Source organism: Photobacterium sp. GB-1, from assembly GCF_003026165.1.
Taxonomy (GTDB): domain Bacteria; phylum Pseudomonadota; class Gammaproteobacteria; order Enterobacterales; family Vibrionaceae; genus Photobacterium.
The window spans coordinates 1-20,361 of the sequence record NZ_PYOB01000028.1; the positions used below are offsets into that span (position 1 = coordinate 1).

Sequence of the window (20,361 nt, forward strand, 5' to 3'; positions counted from 1 at the left end):
ACATATCGGGTGGATGCTAATTTTTGCGATTAAGGTAATGAAAATAAATGTTTTTATTTATTAGAATGTTGAATATTTGCTGTATTAATAAAGCGTAAAAGTAAGAATGCTTATTAATATACTGTTAGGTGCTTGAAGGAAAAGGTAAGTATGGAAATTGCTTTTCAGCAGATAAACATTGATGATTTCGAATTGTGCGTAGCTGCGAGAAAAGATGCATACTTTTGTAGTTTTGGGCATTACGATGGTTTCGACGACTTCATCAGTGGTTATCGTGAACGAGTATTAGACCGGCTAGCAACATCAGGATGGTTCTATATCCATATATTTGTGGATGGTCAGTTTGCAGGGCAGTTAGAGTTTCGTAGCTTTTCACCCGAGCCGGAGACTGGCTATGTGCATCTCATTTACTTAAAACCGAATTTTCGTGGTTCAGGACTCGCTGCAAAATTGCAGGATTATATTGTAAGCGTATTGAGTACAGCGGGTTGTTTGCGTGCTGTACTTTTAGTAAGCCGAACTAACCATAGAGCTCTCACATTCTACAAGCGCCATGGTTGGGAGTTCGTGCGCAAGAATCCCAAGCACGATGAAACCGACTTTTACCAACTTTGGCTACGCACCTAACAAATAAGGATATGTGTCGCGTAGCCGACACCTATCCGAAGTGTTGGACAAGCCCAAGCTACCTTATATAAGTAAATATTGGAAATAGCATGAAGGGTGATGCCAAAAAGAATTCGAGCATTATCCTTGGTGTGAACCAATAATATTAATGCCCTTGTTTATAATAAAATCCTCTTTAATTATGAAGCGAGAAAGCTATTATCCTTATTATTGAACGTCGGTTATTTGGGTCGAAATATTCCCGTTAATTGCATGACATGTTGGCAGTAGGGGCAAAAGGGTTGGGCTTTTATACGTATCGTTTTATTCGGTGAGGACGCCCGTTATGCTAACGCTATATAAATGGAGTAAAAAATGGAAGTTGTTGAAGTAAAAGGTTTTGAAATCGAAGGTTTAGTTCTAAGAACTCGCAATGAAATTGAGATGAATCCTGAAACGGCGAATATCCCAAAACATGTTGCATACGTTGACTCGAACTTAGTCATCAACTATCAATCGGGGGCAAGGGCTTATAGTGTCTACTGCAATTACGAGTCAGATGTTGATGGCTACTTTGATGTTTTGATGGGGTCAAACGAAATATCTTCTTCAAATGTTGCGCTGTCATCGGTATCTGTTCTTCCTGGCTCTTACCTTAAGTTTGAATCCGAAGGTGAGTTTCCTGCTGCTGTTATCGCCGCGTGGCAGTCAGTTTGGTCGTACTTTGCTTCTTCTAATTGTGCGCATGAAAGAGCTTATACAACAGATTTTGAGCACTACGAAAGTGCTAGTAAAGTTAGCGTCTACATTGCGCTGAAATAATTGACATAACAAATAGCTAAAGCGTGATTCGCACGCGTGGCACATTTACTATGCGTAACGTTTGGTGGTTACAATGGTTTTATATTGTATCGAGAGTTCAAAGCCTGTCTCTCCGCCAAGTTTTAAAAGAAAAAACCACTAATTAATCAGTGGCTTTTTTATAGTTACTAGATTCTCAACCATCGACTGGTTGAAGAATGTCATTAGTGTGTTGGCTTATTATTTAAGTTTCACCTATCACTTTATCATTCCACATGCTGTTAGATTTTATGAACAACGGTTTCTAATGGCATACGAGATTTAGGTAAGCGAGCGTTAAAATCAGACTCATCATGGTAGCCAATCGCGAGTGCGACAGGGCATGAAAATCCATCTAACTCTTGGCTGAATTCTTTCTCAACACGCTTTACGTCAATACCTTCAAGAGGTGTTGAATCTATTTTTAATCGTGCAAGAACGTGCAGAATATTACCGAAAGCCAGATACAGTTGTGCTTTTGTCCAATTAGCATTGTAGCCACTCGGCTCGGTGTATAAGTCTGCAAAGCTAAATTTGCTCACAGCATCATCTTTTTTCTCTGGTTTAATGCGGCCATCAAGAATATTTTTATCAATCACGGCTTCAAAATCTTCAATCGAATAATGAGGGTTGTGAGTAAATAAAATGATATGACTGGCGTTAGTTGCGTGAGGTTTATTGGCTAAAAACTTAGTCTCAAAGGTATTGCTAAATCGTTGTTTAGCATCATCTGATTCTAAAATAATAAAGCGCCATGGCTGCGAGTTGATTGATGATGCTGATAAGCGTAGTGCTTCTGAAATGATGGCAATATTTTCTGTTGAGATGGTTTTATTAGGATCGTAACTCTTGGTGGTATAACGCCAATTTAAGTCATCTAAAATAGGGCTGTTCATCTTACTTTTGCTCTTATTATTAATTGTCGTATTAATAAAATGGGGCTAGTCAGCACAATTTCAAGGTTTAGGCGGTATGTTGAGGCGAGAGGGGGGAATATGACTATGGCATACATCGCGTACACCATAGTAAATAGTATGGAATTATGCGTCAGGGCAGCAAGCAGTGCAGCCTTGTAGCGCAATGTCATGCTCAAGCTCAATCATGCCATCAGCATTCTTGTTTGCTTTGATTTCTTTTTCAATTTCAACAAGGTCGTCTGGATCTACACCTGTTGTTTGCATTTCTTCTTCTGAATAAGCGAAGGCATTTAACAATAGGTAATACTTAGCTTCATCAACAGAACAGGTGATAGTGGTAACAAGATCATCAGGGTAATCATTGCTCGCTGTAATAATGGTATTTACTTGCGCAAGAACCGCTTCATGCATAGCAGGGGTTAGCCAACCTAAGCTTGCTTCTGCTTTTTGTTGACGGCAATCGAAACAAGGTAAAAGGGCGGTATAAAGATTAAAATTGCTCATGGTGAATCCTAAAAATAGCTCTAGCGATGAAGGTTATATTAGCAACGATCATAAACGTATTTGAACCATGCGTATATTAGGAAATTATCCTATTCACGTCTAATCAATAATGAGGCTTTGAATCAGTATCATGTTTATACTAAAACATAAGTAAGAGATGATGTGATATTGTATGTCAAATCATTGAGATAAAGTTGAAATAAAGGATTTTTGATGAAAAAGCAGGTGTTATTTTCACTGATTGCATTTGGGCTAGTGGGTTGCGCTGGAACGCCATCAAATAGCTACACATTAAAAAATGCAGCGGGTGTATCGTCATGGGAACTATGTAAAAACATTGGCTATCATGAGTTTTTTAATCGCACAGAGAAAGCGGCGGAGCTTAAGCAATATGTGACGGAGCGTGGTGATATTGCGCCAGAGTCTTGTGCGGCGGCGGCACAAAAAGGCAAAGAATTTGCTGAGCAAGAATACCACCGCAACACAGGTTTATAAGTTTGAAACAATAAGCCTAAGCAATGATTGCTCAGGCTTGTTTCTACTTATCTGTTGTGATGATTTGTACTTTCACCAACTGGTTTGGCTTACCTGTCAGTTTCAGGGTATAGCTTCCCCATTCGTGGGTGTTTAAGTGGGTCAGGTATTGTGATGGCTCGGCACATTGCAAGTTAACAATATCTGCGCCTTGAATATCAGCTCCCGCCATCGATACGTGGGTTTTTGGTGTGACACCGACGATAAACTTTTCATTCCATTCTTTGATCGCCAATTGAATATAAGCTTCACCTTGGGAATTTAGTTGGGTGGATAAGCCTAATTCTTTATCTAAAATAAATTCTTGTTGGCTGGCCTCTTCAAGTGTTGAAGCTGTCGCAATGTGTTTTGTTGGCAAGTTACATAGTGGCTGATAACTTTTGGCAAAATAATCATTCCGCCCTTTATGTTCAGGGTTAATGTCGGTGTTTGCGCTTACGGCCATTGATTGGCTTAGTAAGGCGCTTAATGTCATTAACTTAATCGTCTTTTTCATGGTCTTGTTTATGGTCTTCATGACTTCACTTTAAAAGGTGGAAGACAGTTCGGGCTGTCTTTTTTATTTTTTAATGGGACTAACTGGCAAAAAGGATCTTGGTGTTGCTGTGTTGGTAGTCGAGTTATGGCTAAGCTATTGAGAAAGGCAACGAGCGCTTTTTTCTCTTTATTCGATAAACTAAAACCTGAGATCTTGTTGTCTTTATTGAGATGATAACGACCATCTCCTGCATTTTTACCTATCGTCAGTATTCGTCCACCGGCGGCATAATGTTCAATATACTGCTCGAGTGATTGTACGCTGCCATCATGTCCCCAAGGTGCTGTTTCGCTCACATTGATCAATGAAGGGATACGGTATTTTCCGTCGTCAGTTTCTTTATGGCTAAAACTGGCTTTGCCACGTTCATTTTCAGGGTATAAGTATTTGCCATCTTTATTTTTTATGCCGTACAAACCTGTGCTGACATAAAGTGGATCGGCGTTGTTTTTAGGGGTATTTAATAGCTCACCACCATGGCACTGGGAGCATTTTAGGCGATCACTATTGAACAGAGCTAATCCTAGCTGTTGCTCTTTATTTAGCGCATCAGTATCACCGGATAAATAACGGTGATAGGGGGTATCAACACTTTGAATTGTTTCTACATACTTCGCTAATGCGTTAATGACTTTTTGGGTTGTGAAATCTGCTGATTGATAACTGGCTTCAAATAGTGGGGTGTAGATATCAGACGCTTGTTGTAAGCGTTGCAGTAATAACGGCTCTGTCATCCCCATTTCTGTTGGGGCTGTGCCAAATAAAGGTAACAAAATAGCTTGTTCTAATGTCTGTAATCCTTCACGACTTTGCATGAATTGATCATAGTGGGCAACATTGAGTAATGCTGGCGTGTTTAGCGTTGTTGGATTGCCATGGATATCTGGCACTTTGCTAAATCGATTGGTCCAACCTAGATCGACGGCATGACAAAGGGCACAACTGCGATTGCCGAGCTTTGACAAGCGAACATCATTAAATAAATAGCGACCTAAGGTGATCTGAGCTTGCTGCTCACTGGTTGTTGCCAATGCAAAATGAGGAACTAAGACAACAAAAATAAGGCTAAGAAAGGTGAGTAGTGGACGCATTGTCGAGAGTGCTCTTAACAGAATGAGCAAATGATATAAGATACGGAAAAAGAATAGGAATAAATATTGTTTCAAAGTGCGACATTAAAAGATAAAACGAGAAATAACCTTTAATTTTATAACCTTGGGCTATCTCTCGTTTATTACTAATGCTGATGTGTTAGCAACTTAAGCGCCTTCAAAGTGATACAGCATATCGGTGTTGTGGGTCATTTTGGTCAATAAGGTATTGGTTAATTTATTGGTTAATGCCAATGCGTTATCAACTGTTTTTTGTTCAAATTGATTAATTAATGCTTGTGCTTTTTTAGGTTGCGTTTTGTATATCGCAAGGTACTGCTTTTCAAGCTCTTGTTGTTTAACGGCTGTTTGTTGCTCAAATTGTTGATAGGCTTTTTGAACAATGGGTGAGAACTCATTCCAGTTGGTCATGGCAATGGTTTGTAACTTACGGAATTGCCAGTTAGCAGATAGATTGTCTGCTTTATCTGTACCAATCGTTAATGCTTTAGGCACTTCTGTCATGCCTTGATAATAAGGAATATAAACGCTAAGTGCTGTCATCCCATACGCCATGTATTCGGTTTCACCGATAGCGATAGGCAGATTAGGACGAACTTGCAATATGTGTGATTCTTGGGTTCTAAATACAGATATTGGTCGGTATGGTTCTTTCGGATTGCTATTCGCGTATGGGTCGTGTGACGTACCTTGGTAGTGATTTCGTAGCCCTTGTTCAACATCTGCAACCGATAATTTATGGCTTGGTTTTAAAAAGACAGGGAAACTCTCACCTTGCGTTATCTTGGTATTTAAGCCTTTTGTATACATGTGTTGTAACGTCCAAACACGGGGGTAATTGTACGTTTGATCATTCTTGGTATCTTGCGAGTAAGCTTTGTGGAAATTGAAAGCCTCTCCTGTAACTGGAGTATATAAAGCATGTTGTTCGGCAAAGCTAACTAGCGTAGGAGAAGCTAAATAATCGGGATTATGCAGTTTATAGGTAGTTAATCGACCTTGGTTAGCTGAAACGAAATATTTATCAGCTGGGATTTTTTGTGCCATCCATTGGTGACCACTGCCGGTTTCTAAATACCAAATACCGGTTTTATCAACGAAGGCAACGCCAAAGCCTTCAGATGCGCCTTGTTTTTCAATGATCTTACCTAACAGTTCAACGCCTTCTTTGGCTGTTTTTACACGTGGCAAAATGACATTTTCAATCGCATCTTCACCAATACCAGTCTTGGTTACATACGGATCCGCCGCGAGTGCTTGAGTACCGTTATAAATGGTTTCGGTTGCAGACATACCAACCCCAGCAGAGTTAAATCCAGCTTCACCCATACTGGTACCATGGGTGTCAAAATCTGACAATGACGTGTATTCCAGTGCATTTTTTGCTGCAGGGTAAGTAAAGTCATTGGCGTTAGATTTGAAATCAGCTTTTTGTTTTGCTTCAGCGGGGTGGTAGATAAACTGTTTTGCATTAGTGGCTTGATAGTCTTCATTACGCGCGACAATAAACGATCCATCAGTTGTTGCTTGGTTACCCACTAAAATCGTAGTGCAGGCAAATGCTGGTACACTAATAGCTGAAGTAATAAGTGCAGAAAGTAATGTAATATTTTTCATTAATTATCGTTAAGTTATTGGCATTGGACGAATATTCTTGCAGTTGAATGAAATATAAAACGTGATATTTGTCATATATTTTTTTTAGCTTGATGCACACTAATATTGCATGGATTGCGGGAGTAAAAATGCGTAATTATTTTGTATAGCGTGACTATGATTTAATGATACATGGCAAATAAAAAGGAGAAAAATAATTAAATACTTTCTCCTTTTTATATAAAGTTGAACCTAAAAAATTATTGTTTTTTTTTCTTCGTTTTCACGATGAATATAACCACCTATCTCTTCATCATGATGATTAATCGACATATTGCTTGCGCGAGTTTGCGGGTTAATTTCATAAATTTGAGAAGTATTCATCAAATCGCGTTGGCTTGTGTGAATGTCAACGTTCGTTGAATTTCTAGAGAATTCAACGTCAATAATAATGATTATATCGCGTATGATAAAGAAAAACTCATAGGTCTTTTTTGCGTGATAAGAATGACTATTAATACATTGGCATAAGTGATTAGAAGGGGTTACGTGTTTACAATTAATAAAGCTAATGATTCTGATTTTGAATCGCTATACGATTTGATCTATCAAAATATGTATCAACTACAATCCGAGCTTGGCTTACCTTGGAATGCCGAGGGTATAAAGCGCCATTATAGGGCTAAAGATAATTGGGTAATTAAAAGTGGCGATATTATTGTTGCTGGATTTTCAATTGAAGCTAATGAAAAGTGTTTATTTATACATTCGCTACAAATTACAAAGTCAGAGCAAGGCGGTTTATTAGGCTATCGGGCATTTAAACACATAGTGAAAGAGGCTACATCACTTCGCGTTCCGTACATCAAGTGTTGTGTGTTTAGCAATAATAAGGCTAAAGAAATGTATAGTGTAGTTGGTTTTCAGAAGTTAAGTGAGTCGAAAGGAATATTGGAGCTTCAGCTTGATTTGAATGACAGGAGTAATCTATTTTTGCGTAGGTTGAGAACAGAAAAAATTGTTTAAGAGGGATTAACAACGCATAGCATTTTCACTATGCGCGGCTTTGGTATTTCGTTGCTCACATCTAAGCGAGCGTTATACGATCAAGGAGAGAAGATAAATGAAGCCTGATTTACAAGGAAATAGAATTGTTTTAAGGTCAATTCAACCGAATGATTCTGATGATTTGTTTGAAATTTATGGCGATATTCAAACAATGGAATTTGCTTCAGACCCCGTTTTCACATCAAAAGATCTGATAGTTCAGATGCTAGAAAGCGTCGTCCGGCTAGAGAAGTCAGGTGAATCATTGGAATGGGCGGTTATGGAGCAAACGACAAACAAAGTTATTGGAACCTGCGGCTTACATAGCTTTAGTGATAACGGTGATTCTTGTGAGGTCGGATGCTTACTAAATTCATCGTACTGGCGACAAGGGTATATGTCGGAAGCTCTTAGTTTATTATTTTTTCATGCTAAATCTTTGGGCATTGAAAAATTGTATGCGGATATTGATGAGGGTAACTTTCGGTCTAAAGCTTTGTTTAACAAATTAGGTTTCAAAGCTAAAAATGGGCAGTTTAAGCGTTTGTTGTGATGCATCGTAAACAAAATGTTCAATGAGGAAGCGTAACGCGTGGCATTTTTACTTTGGTTTAATTTATTAATCACTTGATCCCAAACTCACTTTTCCTCAGTGACAAAATCACAATTAATGAATGTACTAACAACGTGTAAGATTGATAAGATCTAACGGTTAAAGGTGTAAAAAACCGCTTGCTCAAAGCTAATTATCAGCAAGGAGATTTTTGTCTGTACGATATTTATCAATATGGACTCAGCGATTAAGCATAATCACGATCGCGATAATTGTAATGAGAGCAATGACATTGAGTACGCTATATAAGATAGTTTTAGGCATACTAAAAGTCAGGTGGTTAAAGTCGTATTTTGTTCCAATAGAGGTAACAGCAAGAGGGAGCATAACCAGTAAGCCGAACAGCCAACGAATATTGTTAGTCATTAAATAACCAACCTGAACTTCTGCAATAATAAAACCAATTACGGCTAATACTAATGTCGTGATAGATACGGCGAACGTACGATTGTATGAGTCCATTAATTCCGCGAATGCTTTATATTCTTCATCAGTAAAATTAGGTTGATTAGCCATATTGTCGCTACACCTGTAGGTAATATCTTTAAAAAAGTGATGATGATTATAACGGATAATGACACCAAGATAAAAAGGACAATTGCCTGTGTATACAGCTAGCCATGAAGAAATGGCGAAATATATTATTAATTTTATTAGAAAATTTAGAATGTTTTAGAAAACATATAGCGATGTTCGGATGAATATATCTGCTTTTCTGTATAGAATTACACCGTATGCAGTGCATAGAGTTGAGTGGTTCTTAAAGGGGAAAGTGATGCGAATAATGGGATCAGAACGATCGGTAGCGGGATTATATTTAATAGCGTTATTTTTTAGTTTTATGTTGTTTGGCACCGCTTACGCTAATCAAGAGAAAGATCCCATTCGTCAGCCACCGATGGTGGAAGTGATTGGTAATGGCCCTTTAGTTCCGCAATCTCACCACCAATCAATTCCAATTAACTTTATGAATCTTGATAAAGTTGATGTTGAAATTTTACATATAACTGATCCCGACACCTTTTTAAATGACAGTTACCTATTAGATAACCTAAGCCCTTATGGTTTAGAGCGTTTACAACACGCTTATGAAAGTGTTTATGCTGATCGTTTTACACTGCCACCAAGCAAGTTAAATCAACAAACTGCAGCACGTATCCCTCTTTCACATCATTTGCCGTCAGGTTGGTATGTTGTGGTGTTAAAGGCACCTGGCGCGTTTGATGAGCTAAAAGTTAAACATGTGTTATTAACAGATATTGGTATTCAAGCACGGTTAAATACCCACCAAGCGAGTTTTTCTGTGTCACGTTTATCAACGGGTGACGCTGTTACTTCAGGTAGCGTTGATATTTATCGCGATCATAAACTGTTTAGAACAGCACCCATCGACCATAAAGGTGAAGCTAACTTTGATATTGTGGCGAAAAACACCGATATCGTTATTGCTCGTACTAATAAAACAACAGCAGAACGCCAACTCGCTCCTTCATTACAACATAAGTCACAACAAGAGATCGGTATTTTACCTCTGCGTGAAGCGCCCTTAGATTTATCGGATAGCAAAGTAGGAGGGCGAGCTTATCAACCTTATGAAGCGTTTATTTACAGCAACCGTGATTTGGTTAAGCCGGGTGAATCATTACCGTTAAATATTTTGCTGCGTGATCAAGACGGTCTGGCGATTAAAGATCAGCCGATCACATTAACGGTATTAGATCCACGTAATGATGTTGTGTTATCTGAGCAACTCTCTCCGCAAGCAGCGAGTTTTTATTCTAAGCAACTGAACACGACATCTAGTTGGCGTACGGGGCGCTATACCGTTGAAGTAAGGCTCGATCCTGAAGCGCAAAAGCCGATCAGCCAATATTTTTTCGAATTGGAAGAGTTTGTTCCTGAGCGAATGGATTTAACCTTTTCCGATCCTGCAAAGCTTGTTATGGCGGGCAGTCAAACCAAGGTTGAACTAAATGGGCGCTATCTATTTGGTAGCCCAGCGGCAGGTAATAAAGTTACTGCCGAGGTTATGTATAACTCAACGTCGAGCTTTAGCGGTAAATACAGTGATTATCGAGTCGGTAAGCGATTTTCATTGGCTAGCCGTTATCAGCAATTAGATAAGCAAACATTATCAGCAGAAGGGAAAGCAGAGATAGTTTTACCGACACCTTCTGCTGCTAAAATTCAATCACCAGTTAATGCGGTCGTTAATTTCAGTTTATTAGAAACGGGTGGGGCCGCTGTACAACGGGATTTACGTTACACGGTGTGGAAAGATAGTCCAATAGCTGGAGTAAAGCCGCTGCAAAAAAGTGTCGGTTATGATGCTAACCCTCAATTTGATATCGCACTATTAAGCCATGATGGTCAACATCGTCTTGCTGGTGATTTGACCGTAAAAGTGGATTACGATCAGGGGCCTTATTATTGGTTATATGAGCAAGGTGTTGGTTGGCAGCGTAAGAAACAAGCGCGTTGGAAATCGATCTCTTCGCAAACTATTCATGTTGAAGCAGGTAAAAGTCATCGATTATCTTTTGCGACTAAATGGGGTCAGTACCGTATTACAGTGACTGATCAAGCGAGTAAAACCGTTACTGAATATCAATTCTATGCCGGTTGGTATGATGGTTATCAGCAAATAAAAGCCAAGCCTGAACATCTTGATATTGCTTTTGATCAATCACGTTATCACGTAGGTGAAAATATCCGTTCAGCGATCACCGCACCAATTGCAGGTAGCTTATTAGTGACGCTAGAAACAGATAAAGTGATTTGGTCGCAACGCACTAAGATAACGAAAGGCAAACAAGATATTGAGATCCCACTGCCACAGGGACTAAATCGTCACGATATTTATTTAACCGCTACGCTAACAGGTAATGTTGATAATGCGCCGAAACGTTATTTTGGCATTAAGCCAGTTAAGCTTAATCGTGAGGCGCGAAAACTCTCAATCAAAGCGACAATGCCGCCAATTATTCGTCCGTTAACGACCTTAGATATCCCAATTACTGTTGCTGGTATTGAGAAGCAACAAAATGATAATACTTGGGTAACGGTTTCGCTGGTGGATAAGGGCATTATTAACCTCAGCCGTTTTAAACCACAAGATCCATTTAACTACTTCTTTGCACAGCGTCGTTATAGCGCGGATGTGGTTGATCTGTATTCACGTCTTTATGATTTACGTCCTAATCCCTTTGCTCAATCGCGTTTCGGTAGTGATAGCGTTACGCGTACTGATAATAAAAATGACGATTTAGTTGAAAGTAAAACCGTAATTTTAATGTCCAATCCGATAATGGTTAAAAACGGCAAGGCGAATGTGAAATTAGCTATCCCTGATTACAATGGTGAAGGGCAGTTAATCATTACGACATTTAACGATTCGCAAGTGGGTCGAAGTGTATCAAGTAATAAAATTGCAGCACCCGTTGTTGCTGAATTAAGTATTCCTCGTTTTCTCGTAGCGGGAGACAAATCGAGTGTTACGGTAGATATTCACAATATTAGTGGAACAGCGCAGACGTTATCACTGGCATTGAGCGCTAACAAAGGCGTGAACTTAGCGATTGCACTCCTGCCTGCTAAGGTGACATTACAAGATGGCGAGCATATAAGTTACAACGTCCCGTTTACGGTTGACTCACCAATAGTTGTTAACCGTGCAGAGTTCAAACTGCAAGCACACTCGCTGTCACAAAACAGCAACAACAAGATCCATATTGATCGTTCATGGAAAACGCCGATCAAGTCAGTAATGCCGTGGGTTTATAAGATGCATTCGGATCTGTTAGAGCCGCAACAAAAGCTGACAGTGACATCATCATTGTGGCAAGGACTTGATACGATTCCAGATCAATTAGGCTTTGCTTATATCAGCCAAACACCGATGCTAAGCGTGATAGAGCAAGCAAGAGATCTTTATCAATATCCTTATGGCTGTGCAGAGCAAATAACCAGTAAAGCATTACCGTATTTATATGATTTACCAGAATTAACCCGCTTTAAAAAAGCCGCGTTTGAGCAGCGATTGAAAGCGCAAGGAAAAGCACCGAATGCTGAAGCGATGCCATCTGATAGGGATATGATTTATCAAGCGATAATGAATTTGAAACCGATGCAAACATCACAAGGTGGTTTTTCGTTATGGCCAAGTGATGGCTATAGCAGTCGTGTTAACGATCAGCCTTGGTTAACCGTTTATGTGACGGACTTTTTGCTACGTGCTGATAAAAAATTTCCCAATATAGTACCGAAAGCCATGTTGACACGGGCACAGGACGAGATCCTCGAATATGTGAAGAACCCAACACGGATGAAACAATGGGCGTATAACCAACAAAATGCGGATAGTGCATTAACCTATGCGGCATATGTGTTGTCTCAACAAGGGCTGATCCAGTGGAGCGATATTGATAATTTAGGGCTTAAACTCTTCCCATCTGGACTAAGTGAACTACAACTTGCGGCAAGTTATGCCAATGTCGGCGATAGCGATAAGGCACTAGCACTGTTGAATAATTACCATACGGTTAAACGTTACAGCAGTTATTTTCAAGATTATGGCTCTAATCTGCGTGATAGCGCCTTGTCTGTATTGATTTTGCAGCAGCTAAAATCAAATAGTATGTTGGCTCATAAAGCGGCGGAAATTCAAAAGCAGTTATTAGAACAACTTGTAGCAGAGTCAGGCGATAAATTGTGGTTGAGCACCCAAGAGCGTGGTGCATTGTTACAAGCTGCGATATTGACCCAAAGATTGAATAAAGATCAGCCGTTTGATGTGACAATTAATGGTCATGATCAGCAGCATACCGGTCCATTTTCGGTACCATTAACGGAAGGGTTAACAATTACTAACCATAATACCAAACCGCTGTACGTTAAATTACAAGGTGAGGGGTATCAGCAACGTAATAAAGCGGTATCAAATAGTGATAATCCGTTGAATACATTAAAAGTGAATACGCTTTCACGCTCTGTCTATCAATTAGACGGCAAGCCATTTACTGGTAATACAGTAAAAGTTGGTCAACGGTTATTGGTTATATTGAATGTTAATCTCAACCAGCGAATCAATGAAGGCTTACTGTCTAAGATGATCCCAGCAGGTTTTGTGTTAGAAAACCCTGCACTTAATCAAGGGCTTGATGTAGCAGCATTAGCACCCAAAGGTGTGACATTAAGTTCACCAGAGCATAGTGAATATCGTAATGATCGTTATGTAATTTCTCAGTCATTTGATAAGGATAAAACCTATTCATTTGCGTATTTACTTCGTGCTGAAGTACCGGGAACCTTTACCATTCCGCCAATTTTCATGGAGTCGATGTACCAGCCATCACAACATGCTGTGTACTGGCCTAAGCAAGACATGGTAACCATTGAAAAGTAATCATTCTGCTCAACAGCCTGCATCACGCTATAAAACGTGGTTGCAGGCGTGTTGTATAACCATTGTGTTATTTGCAGCTGGTGGTGTGGCGCTTAATTATGCATTTCCATTACCGCCACTCTATCCGAATGGCTCTGCGGTTGTTATTAAAAGCCAAGAGGGAGAAGTGCTGCGCGCTTTTGCAGATAAGCAAGGGGTGCGTCGAACACAATTAATTTCACCGGAGCAAGTTGATCCTTTTTATCGACAAGCGTTATTAACCTATGAAGATCGATGGTTTTATTTCCATCCTGGGTTTAACCCTTTTTCGATCTTTCGTGCTGCATGGCAATGGGGGGTTAATGGGCATGTGGTCTCTGGTGGCTCAACATTAACCATGCAAGTTGCCCGTTTAATCTCACCGCATTCACGTTCATTATCAGGCAAACTAACCCAGTTATTTCGAGCGCTTCAATTAGAGTGGTTTTTTAGTAAAGAGCAGATCTTAACCTTGTATTTAAATCTTGCCCCGTTTGGCGGCAATATCGAAGGGGTTGAGGCTGCGGCGCAACGTTACTTTGGAAGGTCTGCGCAATTGCTCACAAAGTCAGAAGCGGCATTACTGGTGGTATTACCGCAAAAACCATCGTTATATCGCCCAGACCGTTTCCCTGAACGTGCAAAAGCGATGCGTAATAAAGTGCTTGAACGATTAGTGCGTTATAACAAGCTCGATCAATACAGTGCGAACTTTTTGCAACAGGAACCTGTCGTTGTTGCCCCTTATTTTCAACCACTGCAAGCGCCATTATTGAGCCGTATGCTACAGCAAGGTTATCCGCACCAAGCGGTGATTCAAACCACTATTCGAGCGGATATTCAAAAGCGAATTCAGCGACTGCTAACGACGGTTTCTCAACGCTTACCAGCTAAAAACTCTGCGGCTATCGTTGTGGTTGATAATGCGTCTGCCAGTGTTATTGCCTATCAAGGCTCGGCGGATTTTAATGATGTTAGCCGATTTTCTTATGTTGATATGGTGCAAGCGGTTCGATCACCAGGTTCAACGTTAAAACCATTCATTTATGGTACGGCTCTTGATCTTGGGATCATTCATTCTCAAAGTTTACTCAGTGATATTCCGTCATCGTTTTCAGGCTATAAGCCACAAAACTTAAATGGCAAATTTCAAGGCGCAGTGAGTATGAGTGAAGCATTAAAGCAGTCACTGAACATTCTTTTAATACAAGTTTTTAATAAAGAAACACCAGAGGTTTTTGATCAAAAACTGCAACAAGCTGGGATTCAATTACAGCATAAAAAATCAAATTTAGCGGTGGGATTAGGCGGGACAGGAACCAATTTAATTACACTGGCAGCTATGTACCGAACACTGGCAACGAATGGGCAATATCAGCCTTTACAACTGCTACAAAATGCCAAATCCGTTGTGAGTAAACCGCTCCTTTCACCGGCTTCAAGTTGGATTATTTTTAAAACACTGAGTGAAATAAGCGCGCCAGATAGAGTCGTACCATCGATAAGACGTCAAATTGCTTGGAAAACAGGAACTAGCTATGGTTATCGTGATTTTTGGTCGATAGGCGTTAGTCCAGATTTTACAGTTGGCGTGTGGATAGGTCGTCCAGACTCTAGCCCTGTTGTGGGTTATTTAGGCGCGACACAAGCCGCACCTATTATGTTTGATGCCTTTGATCAGTTACCCCGCGATCAACACCAACGAATAAAACCTAAAGACGTTGTGACAAAGACCATTTGTTGGCCGAGTGGGCGTGATAAGCAAATTACGCCTCGTGCACAATGTGTTTCGCAAAGAAAAGCCTATACCGTAAGAGGAATTACGCCACCCACGTTGGAAACTGATGGGCGTTTTTTACGTCCAAGTTTGGATACGGCTCAAACAACGTGGCCGAAACTTCTAGCAAACTGGCAACGGCAACGAGGGGGGATTTCAACGCCTAAAGGGAAAGATGATTCACATAAGGATAACGGAAATGTTGCGCCGTATATCAAGCAAATAGTGACAGGGCAGCATTACTATAAAGATCAATTAGACGTATTACCGCTACAAACGCTAGATGAAAACGTAAAGGTTGATTGGTATGTAAATAACCAACCATTTACTGGTAATGAAATTAAATTAGTGGATTACTCGGGTAAGGTGGGTATCACTGCTTGTATTAATGGAGTATGTGATAAACGTGAAATTGTTGTTCATCCGTAATCGAAAGCGTCAAGAAAACAGTGTTTATCAAGTGGTGTTTTTGACGGTTTATCTAATAATAAATTATTACAAATCAAATAGATAAATTAATTCTAAATTGTATTGTTATTGTTTATATTTCGCCAAATACATATTATTAACATTGTGCGAAAATAATGAAAAAGAAGTATTTAGTCAGCCTATTGCCAGTATTGCTTATGGCGCAATATGGACAAGCAGAAACAATCGGATCCACAGTACCAGAAACACTTTATTTTAATAAAAAAGCGTTGCCATCAGACACTCAAGGCACACTGCAAGGTAGTGTTAGTGTTGCTCAAAGCGTGATCATGCAAACGAGCAATAAGATTGAAAATGATCGCCAACCACATCTTGTTTCTCTTCGTCGTACATTGGTGCTGTTTGAACCTCACGCAGATATGTTAGAGCAAGACGAAGTTGTCACTGTTACTGCTAAAAATAAACAAAACGACGTGGTTTATCACACGGTGATGCGTCAACCACAACAGTTGCCACAAGTGGCGGGTAAGCTTGACAAGTATGTTGAGATAACGAAGCCATCGCAGTTCTCTCTAACTATTACTAGCAATAGCGATCTTCATGACATCTCTGGCGAAGCGGGTACAACACATTTTAAAGCACTACTTGATCAGCACGATACAGTTTTAGTTAAAACTGGAGATGGTCATTGGGCGGGGCATTTTATTTTGCCTGATGATAAAAGCTTTAATAATAAGAAGATCACCTTTATTTCAGATGCTGGCTACAACTCTCAAATTGAATATACACAAGGCAGAGATACGATCAGCCGTGGTAACCAATTTACCTATCAGAATATTGATGGTGTTTGGTATGGTGAGTCGGATATGGCAATCAGCCGAATTTCATATAGCGATAAAGCTTACTCTGCCGTACTTCCAGCAGAAGCCGTTAAACTGGGTTTAAGCTTAACTTTCACCAGTGGAAATAAGAAAGAAGGGACGGTTTCAGATATTAAGATCGGTGCTAATACCAGTATGATCTTAAATACAATCGATATTGGTTTATTAACAGAGCCAAGAGATCAATTTATCTTTATCGATGATCCAGAATTACACCGTCAATATTTCCAAAGTCTTCAGATCAGTAAATTGATCGTTAACCCTTATGAAGCCGTGCATCTTAAAGAGATCATTTTGCCTGATGGTCGCTTACTTCAAGGTGTTGATCCTAGTGATGCAGACGGTTACGGCAGTGATTCACATTACCGTATTGCACGTGAACTGATCTCTTCAGGTATTAACAGTGCTAACTATGGTGTGAATTCATCAAAAGTACGTCCTGCAAGTCAGTGGAACATTGAAGCGCCATACCATGCAACGCAAGTGACTGTGAATAACTCAATTGGTAATTATACTGATGGTTTAATTGCACACGGTATGTTGGGCTCTTACGCAGGTGTAGCTTCTGTCGTGAGTTCAACGGGTAACGAATTTAGTCATGAAGTAGGTCACGAATTAGGAGTCGGTGCACATTATCCTGGTGGCTTTACGGGAGCAATTCACAAAAGTTCTACTGAAGTGAACTCTACATGGGGGTGGGATGTTTATAAAAATATCTTTATTCCTAATTTCACTAAAGGGGTGACGAATCAAGAGTCATGCTACGAAGGGGAATGTGTTGCACCTTTTGAAGGACACAGTTTTGGTTTTGGTACCATGTCTGGCGGTCAACCGCTTTACCCTAAATACAATGCATACACATTACATGCACCGTATGAGCTGAGTGTGTTTCAAGATTTCGTAGAAAATAAAGCGAATTTTGATCCAGAGTCCCCAACAGGTTATAGCAAGTGGGATCATGTAGAACAAGTGATGAAGCCATGGACGCATTCAGTGGTTGATGATTTAGCGATCTCTGTTGTTGTTAGTCCGAATGAAAGCTTAGGGCCTGATGAATTTGGTCCAGAAAGTCACAAGTTTTATGAGCTATTTGAAAAAAATGATCTTGTTTATGTCTTAGTGAAAAACCACGCATGGATTGGTAATGTTCACCTGCCAAGCGATATAGCGTTTGAAGGTAAAACAGCACTTGTTCAAGTGACATCGCTATGGAATACCAATATTCATTATAATGATCAAAGTTTTACATTAGAGCGTGACAAAAAATATGCGTTCACTTACGCCAATGGACAGTGGGTATTAGAAGAAAACTCAACACTGGGCGGTAATATTGATCTTATCCCATACAAGCAAGGCGTACAGGTAACAACCTTGGTAGGGTATTACGATCCACAGAAAACACTACCAAGCTACATCTACCCAGCTCTGCATGGTGCATACGGTAATGTTTACCTTGATAACTTCACGGCTTCAACATGTCAGTTGGATGTGTTGACGCAAAACGGTGGCACCAAAACGTTTAACCTGTATAACCGTCGTTTGCAAGATGGTCACATGAACCGTTTTCACATCAATATTGAAAGTGCACTGAAACCATACCGCGCAGAAGTTAGCTGTGGTGGTGAAGTATTAAATACAATGGATATAGTGCCGGCAAAAGCGTCGTTAAAAGCAAGTATTGTGACAACGGAGGCAGGAAAAGCACCCGTTATCACAGGTGTTGACGATATTGTTGTTGCACATGGTGATTTATTTGCGCCACTTGCAGGAGTAACAGCGACAGATGATTACGATGGTGATGTCACTGCCTCTATCGTGGTTGAAGGTACTGTTGATACCAATAAAGTGGGTCATTACACGCTAACTTACAAAGCTTATGACAGTGCTTTAAGTGAATCTGTTGTTGCGCGTAAAGTTGAAGTGTTTAGTGCAAAACCTGTGTTAGAAGGGATTAGCGATACGACTATTCAACTCGGTGATACCTTTGATGCAAAAACAGGTATTACCGCAAAAGATGCAGAAGATGGCGACATAACGGCCAATATTATTATCAAAGGTGAAGTCAATACGAGCCTAGCTGGTAACTACACTTTGAATTACCGTATTACTGACAGCGCACAACAAACCACAGAAGCGCAACGTGTTGTGACGGTTGAAGGTAGCGCAGTGTGCGAAAACACATGGAGTGCACAAAGTATTTATGTTGCAGGAGATGAAGTCAGCCACAACGGTGTGGTATGGCTAGCAGGTTGGTGGACAAAAGGTGAAGAGCCGGGAACAACGGGTGAGTGGGGTGTTTGGAAACAAATTGCAACCGAAGGTTGTACCTCAGTCAAACCAGAAGTGACGCCACCTGCGCCGGGAGAATATCCAACGTATCAAGCGGGCACAGTTTACCAACAAGGGGATATTGTTCGTGCTAGCGATGAGCAGTTATATCAATGTAAACCGTGGCCTAATTCAGGTTGGTGCTCAAGTGCTTCTTATGCCCCAGCAAGCAGTGCTTATTGGCAAGATGCTTGGACAAAACTGTAATCACATAATATTTACTATATAAATCAAAGCGGTGAGTAAAATCACCGCTTTTTTATATCAGGCTATATGATATTCCACTTATTACGCTCTATTTGGATCATGAGTGAAAAAATGATTCACAGGGCCATGACCACGACCAATATTGAGCTGATCAGCGGCTGAAATGGCAGAGGTAATATATTCTTTGCCACGCTGTGTTGCTTGTTCGATCGAATGACCTTGAGCAAGGTAAGAAGCAATAGCTGAAGAGAGGGTACAGCCAGTACCATGGGTATTGTGGGTATCAATACGTTTTGTTTTTAGCTCGATAATATCGTCACTTAATATCAATAAATCATTACTTTCTGAATCACTTTCTAGGTGCCCACCTTTAAGCAGTATGGCTTTTGTTTGTATGTCACGCAGTTTGCTGACTAATCCCAACATATCTGTATGATTGTGTGGGATCTCGCTGTTTGTCAGCGCAGCGGCTTCAGGTAAATTAGGCGTGATGAGATCAGCTAATGGAAGTAGTTTTTGTTTTAATGTACTAATGGCTGACTGTTGTAATAATAAGTCACCACTGGTGGCAACCATAACGGGATCAATCACAAGATAGCGTGGCTTGTACTCTTTTATTTTGTTCGCAACTAGCGTGATGATGTCACTATCGGCAAGCATGCCTATTTTAACGGCTTGAATGTTGAGATCGGTAAAAACAGCATCTAACTGTTGTTCTATCATCACAAGAGGAATAGGAAGAATACCACTAACACCTTGGGTGTTTTGCGCCGTAATTGCAGTGATCACCGAACAAGCATAGCCACCAGTTGCTGAAATAGCTTTGATATCGGCTTGAATACCCGCGCCACCACTACTGTCAGAGCCAGCAATAGTTAAAACGATAGGCGTTGTAACATGGGATGTATTATTGGTGTGTGATGACATAACAGATTCCTAATTACGCGTTAGGAACCGGTGCCAAGTCTGAAAGGATCGGTTGATGTGAAGTGATGAGATCCAGTGATAAC

The 20,361-nt window shown here is 40.2% G+C and carries 16 protein-coding genes; 8 read left to right on the plus strand and 8 right to left on the minus strand.

The window, feature by feature from the left end; translation table 11 throughout:
* Positions 1-150 precede the first annotated feature (150 nt).
* The gene (locus C9J45_RS18870) at positions 151-627 is read left to right on the plus strand and encodes an N-acetyltransferase (RefSeq protein ID WP_107205820.1); all 477 of its coding nucleotides are present in this window, start codon (positions 151-153) and stop codon (positions 625-627) included.
* 354 nt (positions 628-981) lie between these two features.
* Positions 982-1,428: a GyrI-like domain-containing protein gene (locus tag C9J45_RS18875; protein WP_107205821.1), complete on the plus strand. Its 447-nt coding sequence runs from the start codon at positions 982-984 to the stop codon at positions 1,426-1,428.
* 260 nt (positions 1,429-1,688) lie between these two features.
* On the opposite strand, the gene C9J45_RS18880 is transcribed toward C9J45_RS18875, so the two are convergent.
* Positions 1,689-2,342 carry a nitroreductase family protein gene (locus C9J45_RS18880; protein ID WP_107205822.1) on the minus strand — a complete coding sequence of 218 codons (654 nt, stop codon included), beginning with the start codon at positions 2,340-2,342 and terminating at the stop codon, positions 1,689-1,691.
* A gap of 144 nt (positions 2,343-2,486) precedes the next feature.
* A complete protein-coding gene (locus C9J45_RS18885; RefSeq protein ID WP_005367304.1) occupies positions 2,487-2,867 on the minus strand; it encodes a hypothetical protein in 381 nt (126 codons plus the stop codon).
* 213 nt (positions 2,868-3,080) lie between these two features.
* On the opposite strand from C9J45_RS18885, the gene C9J45_RS18890 reads away from it, so the two are divergent.
* Positions 3,081-3,362, plus strand: coding sequence for a hypothetical protein (locus C9J45_RS18890; RefSeq protein WP_005367305.1), 282 nt, complete (start codon positions 3,081-3,083; stop codon positions 3,360-3,362).
* A gap of 43 nt (positions 3,363-3,405) precedes the next feature.
* On the opposite strand, the gene C9J45_RS18895 is transcribed toward C9J45_RS18890, so the two are convergent.
* The 4 genes from C9J45_RS18895 to C9J45_RS21850 form a co-directional block, all read right to left on the minus strand.
* On the minus strand, positions 3,406-3,918 hold the full coding sequence (locus C9J45_RS18895) for a hypothetical protein (protein ID WP_107205823.1): 513 nt from the start codon (positions 3,916-3,918) through the stop codon (positions 3,406-3,408).
* Positions 3,915-5,030, minus strand: a complete 1,116-nt coding sequence (locus tag C9J45_RS18900; protein WP_107292870.1) for a cytochrome-c peroxidase — start codon at positions 5,028-5,030, stop codon at positions 3,915-3,917. The genes C9J45_RS18895 and C9J45_RS18900 overlap by 4 nt, the downstream gene beginning before the upstream one ends.
* Positions 5,031-5,198: 168 nt before the next feature.
* On the minus strand, positions 5,199-6,668 hold the full coding sequence (locus C9J45_RS18905) for a C69 family dipeptidase (protein WP_107260723.1): 1,470 nt from the start codon (positions 6,666-6,668) through the stop codon (positions 5,199-5,201).
* 231 nt (positions 6,669-6,899) lie between these two features.
* A complete protein-coding gene (locus tag C9J45_RS21850; protein ID WP_255418466.1) occupies positions 6,900-7,031 on the minus strand; it encodes a hypothetical protein in 132 nt (43 codons plus the stop codon).
* Between the two features lie 165 nt (positions 7,032-7,196).
* Between C9J45_RS21850 and C9J45_RS18910 the strand changes: the two genes are divergently transcribed.
* The gene (locus C9J45_RS18910) at positions 7,197-7,673 is read left to right on the plus strand and encodes a GNAT family N-acetyltransferase (RefSeq protein ID WP_107292871.1); all 477 of its coding nucleotides are present in this window, start codon (positions 7,197-7,199) and stop codon (positions 7,671-7,673) included.
* Between the two features lie 97 nt (positions 7,674-7,770).
* Positions 7,771-8,247, plus strand: a complete 477-nt coding sequence (locus tag C9J45_RS18915; RefSeq protein ID WP_107292872.1) for a GNAT family N-acetyltransferase — start codon at positions 7,771-7,773, stop codon at positions 8,245-8,247.
* A gap of 240 nt (positions 8,248-8,487) precedes the next feature.
* Here C9J45_RS18915 and C9J45_RS18920 read toward each other — a convergent pair whose 3' ends face one another.
* Positions 8,488-8,823, minus strand: a complete 336-nt coding sequence (locus tag C9J45_RS18920) for a hypothetical protein (RefSeq protein ID WP_107290381.1) — start codon at positions 8,821-8,823, stop codon at positions 8,488-8,490.
* Between the two features lie 259 nt (positions 8,824-9,082).
* Here C9J45_RS18920 and C9J45_RS18925 point away from each other — a divergent pair, with 259 nt between their 5' ends.
* From C9J45_RS18925 to C9J45_RS18935, 3 genes are all read left to right on the plus strand, one after another.
* Positions 9,083-13,711, plus strand: a complete 4,629-nt coding sequence (locus C9J45_RS18925) for an alpha-2-macroglobulin (protein WP_107292873.1) — start codon at positions 9,083-9,085, stop codon at positions 13,709-13,711.
* Positions 13,701-15,935: a penicillin-binding protein 1C gene (pbpC, locus tag C9J45_RS18930; RefSeq protein ID WP_107292874.1), complete on the plus strand. Its 2,235-nt coding sequence runs from the start codon at positions 13,701-13,703 to the stop codon at positions 15,933-15,935. Before C9J45_RS18925 ends, pbpC begins: the two co-directional genes overlap by 11 nt.
* Before the next feature lie 155 nt (positions 15,936-16,090).
* Positions 16,091-19,351 carry a M66 family metalloprotease gene (locus tag C9J45_RS18935; protein ID WP_107292875.1) on the plus strand — a complete coding sequence of 1,087 codons (3,261 nt, stop codon included), beginning with the start codon at positions 16,091-16,093 and terminating at the stop codon, positions 19,349-19,351.
* A gap of 81 nt (positions 19,352-19,432) precedes the next feature.
* Here the strand turns inward: C9J45_RS18935 and thiD are convergent, their stop codons facing one another.
* Positions 19,433-20,278 carry a bifunctional hydroxymethylpyrimidine kinase/phosphomethylpyrimidine kinase gene (gene thiD / locus C9J45_RS18940; RefSeq protein ID WP_107260710.1) on the minus strand — a complete coding sequence of 282 codons (846 nt, stop codon included), beginning with the start codon at positions 20,276-20,278 and terminating at the stop codon, positions 19,433-19,435.
* Positions 20,279-20,361 lie beyond the last annotated feature (83 nt).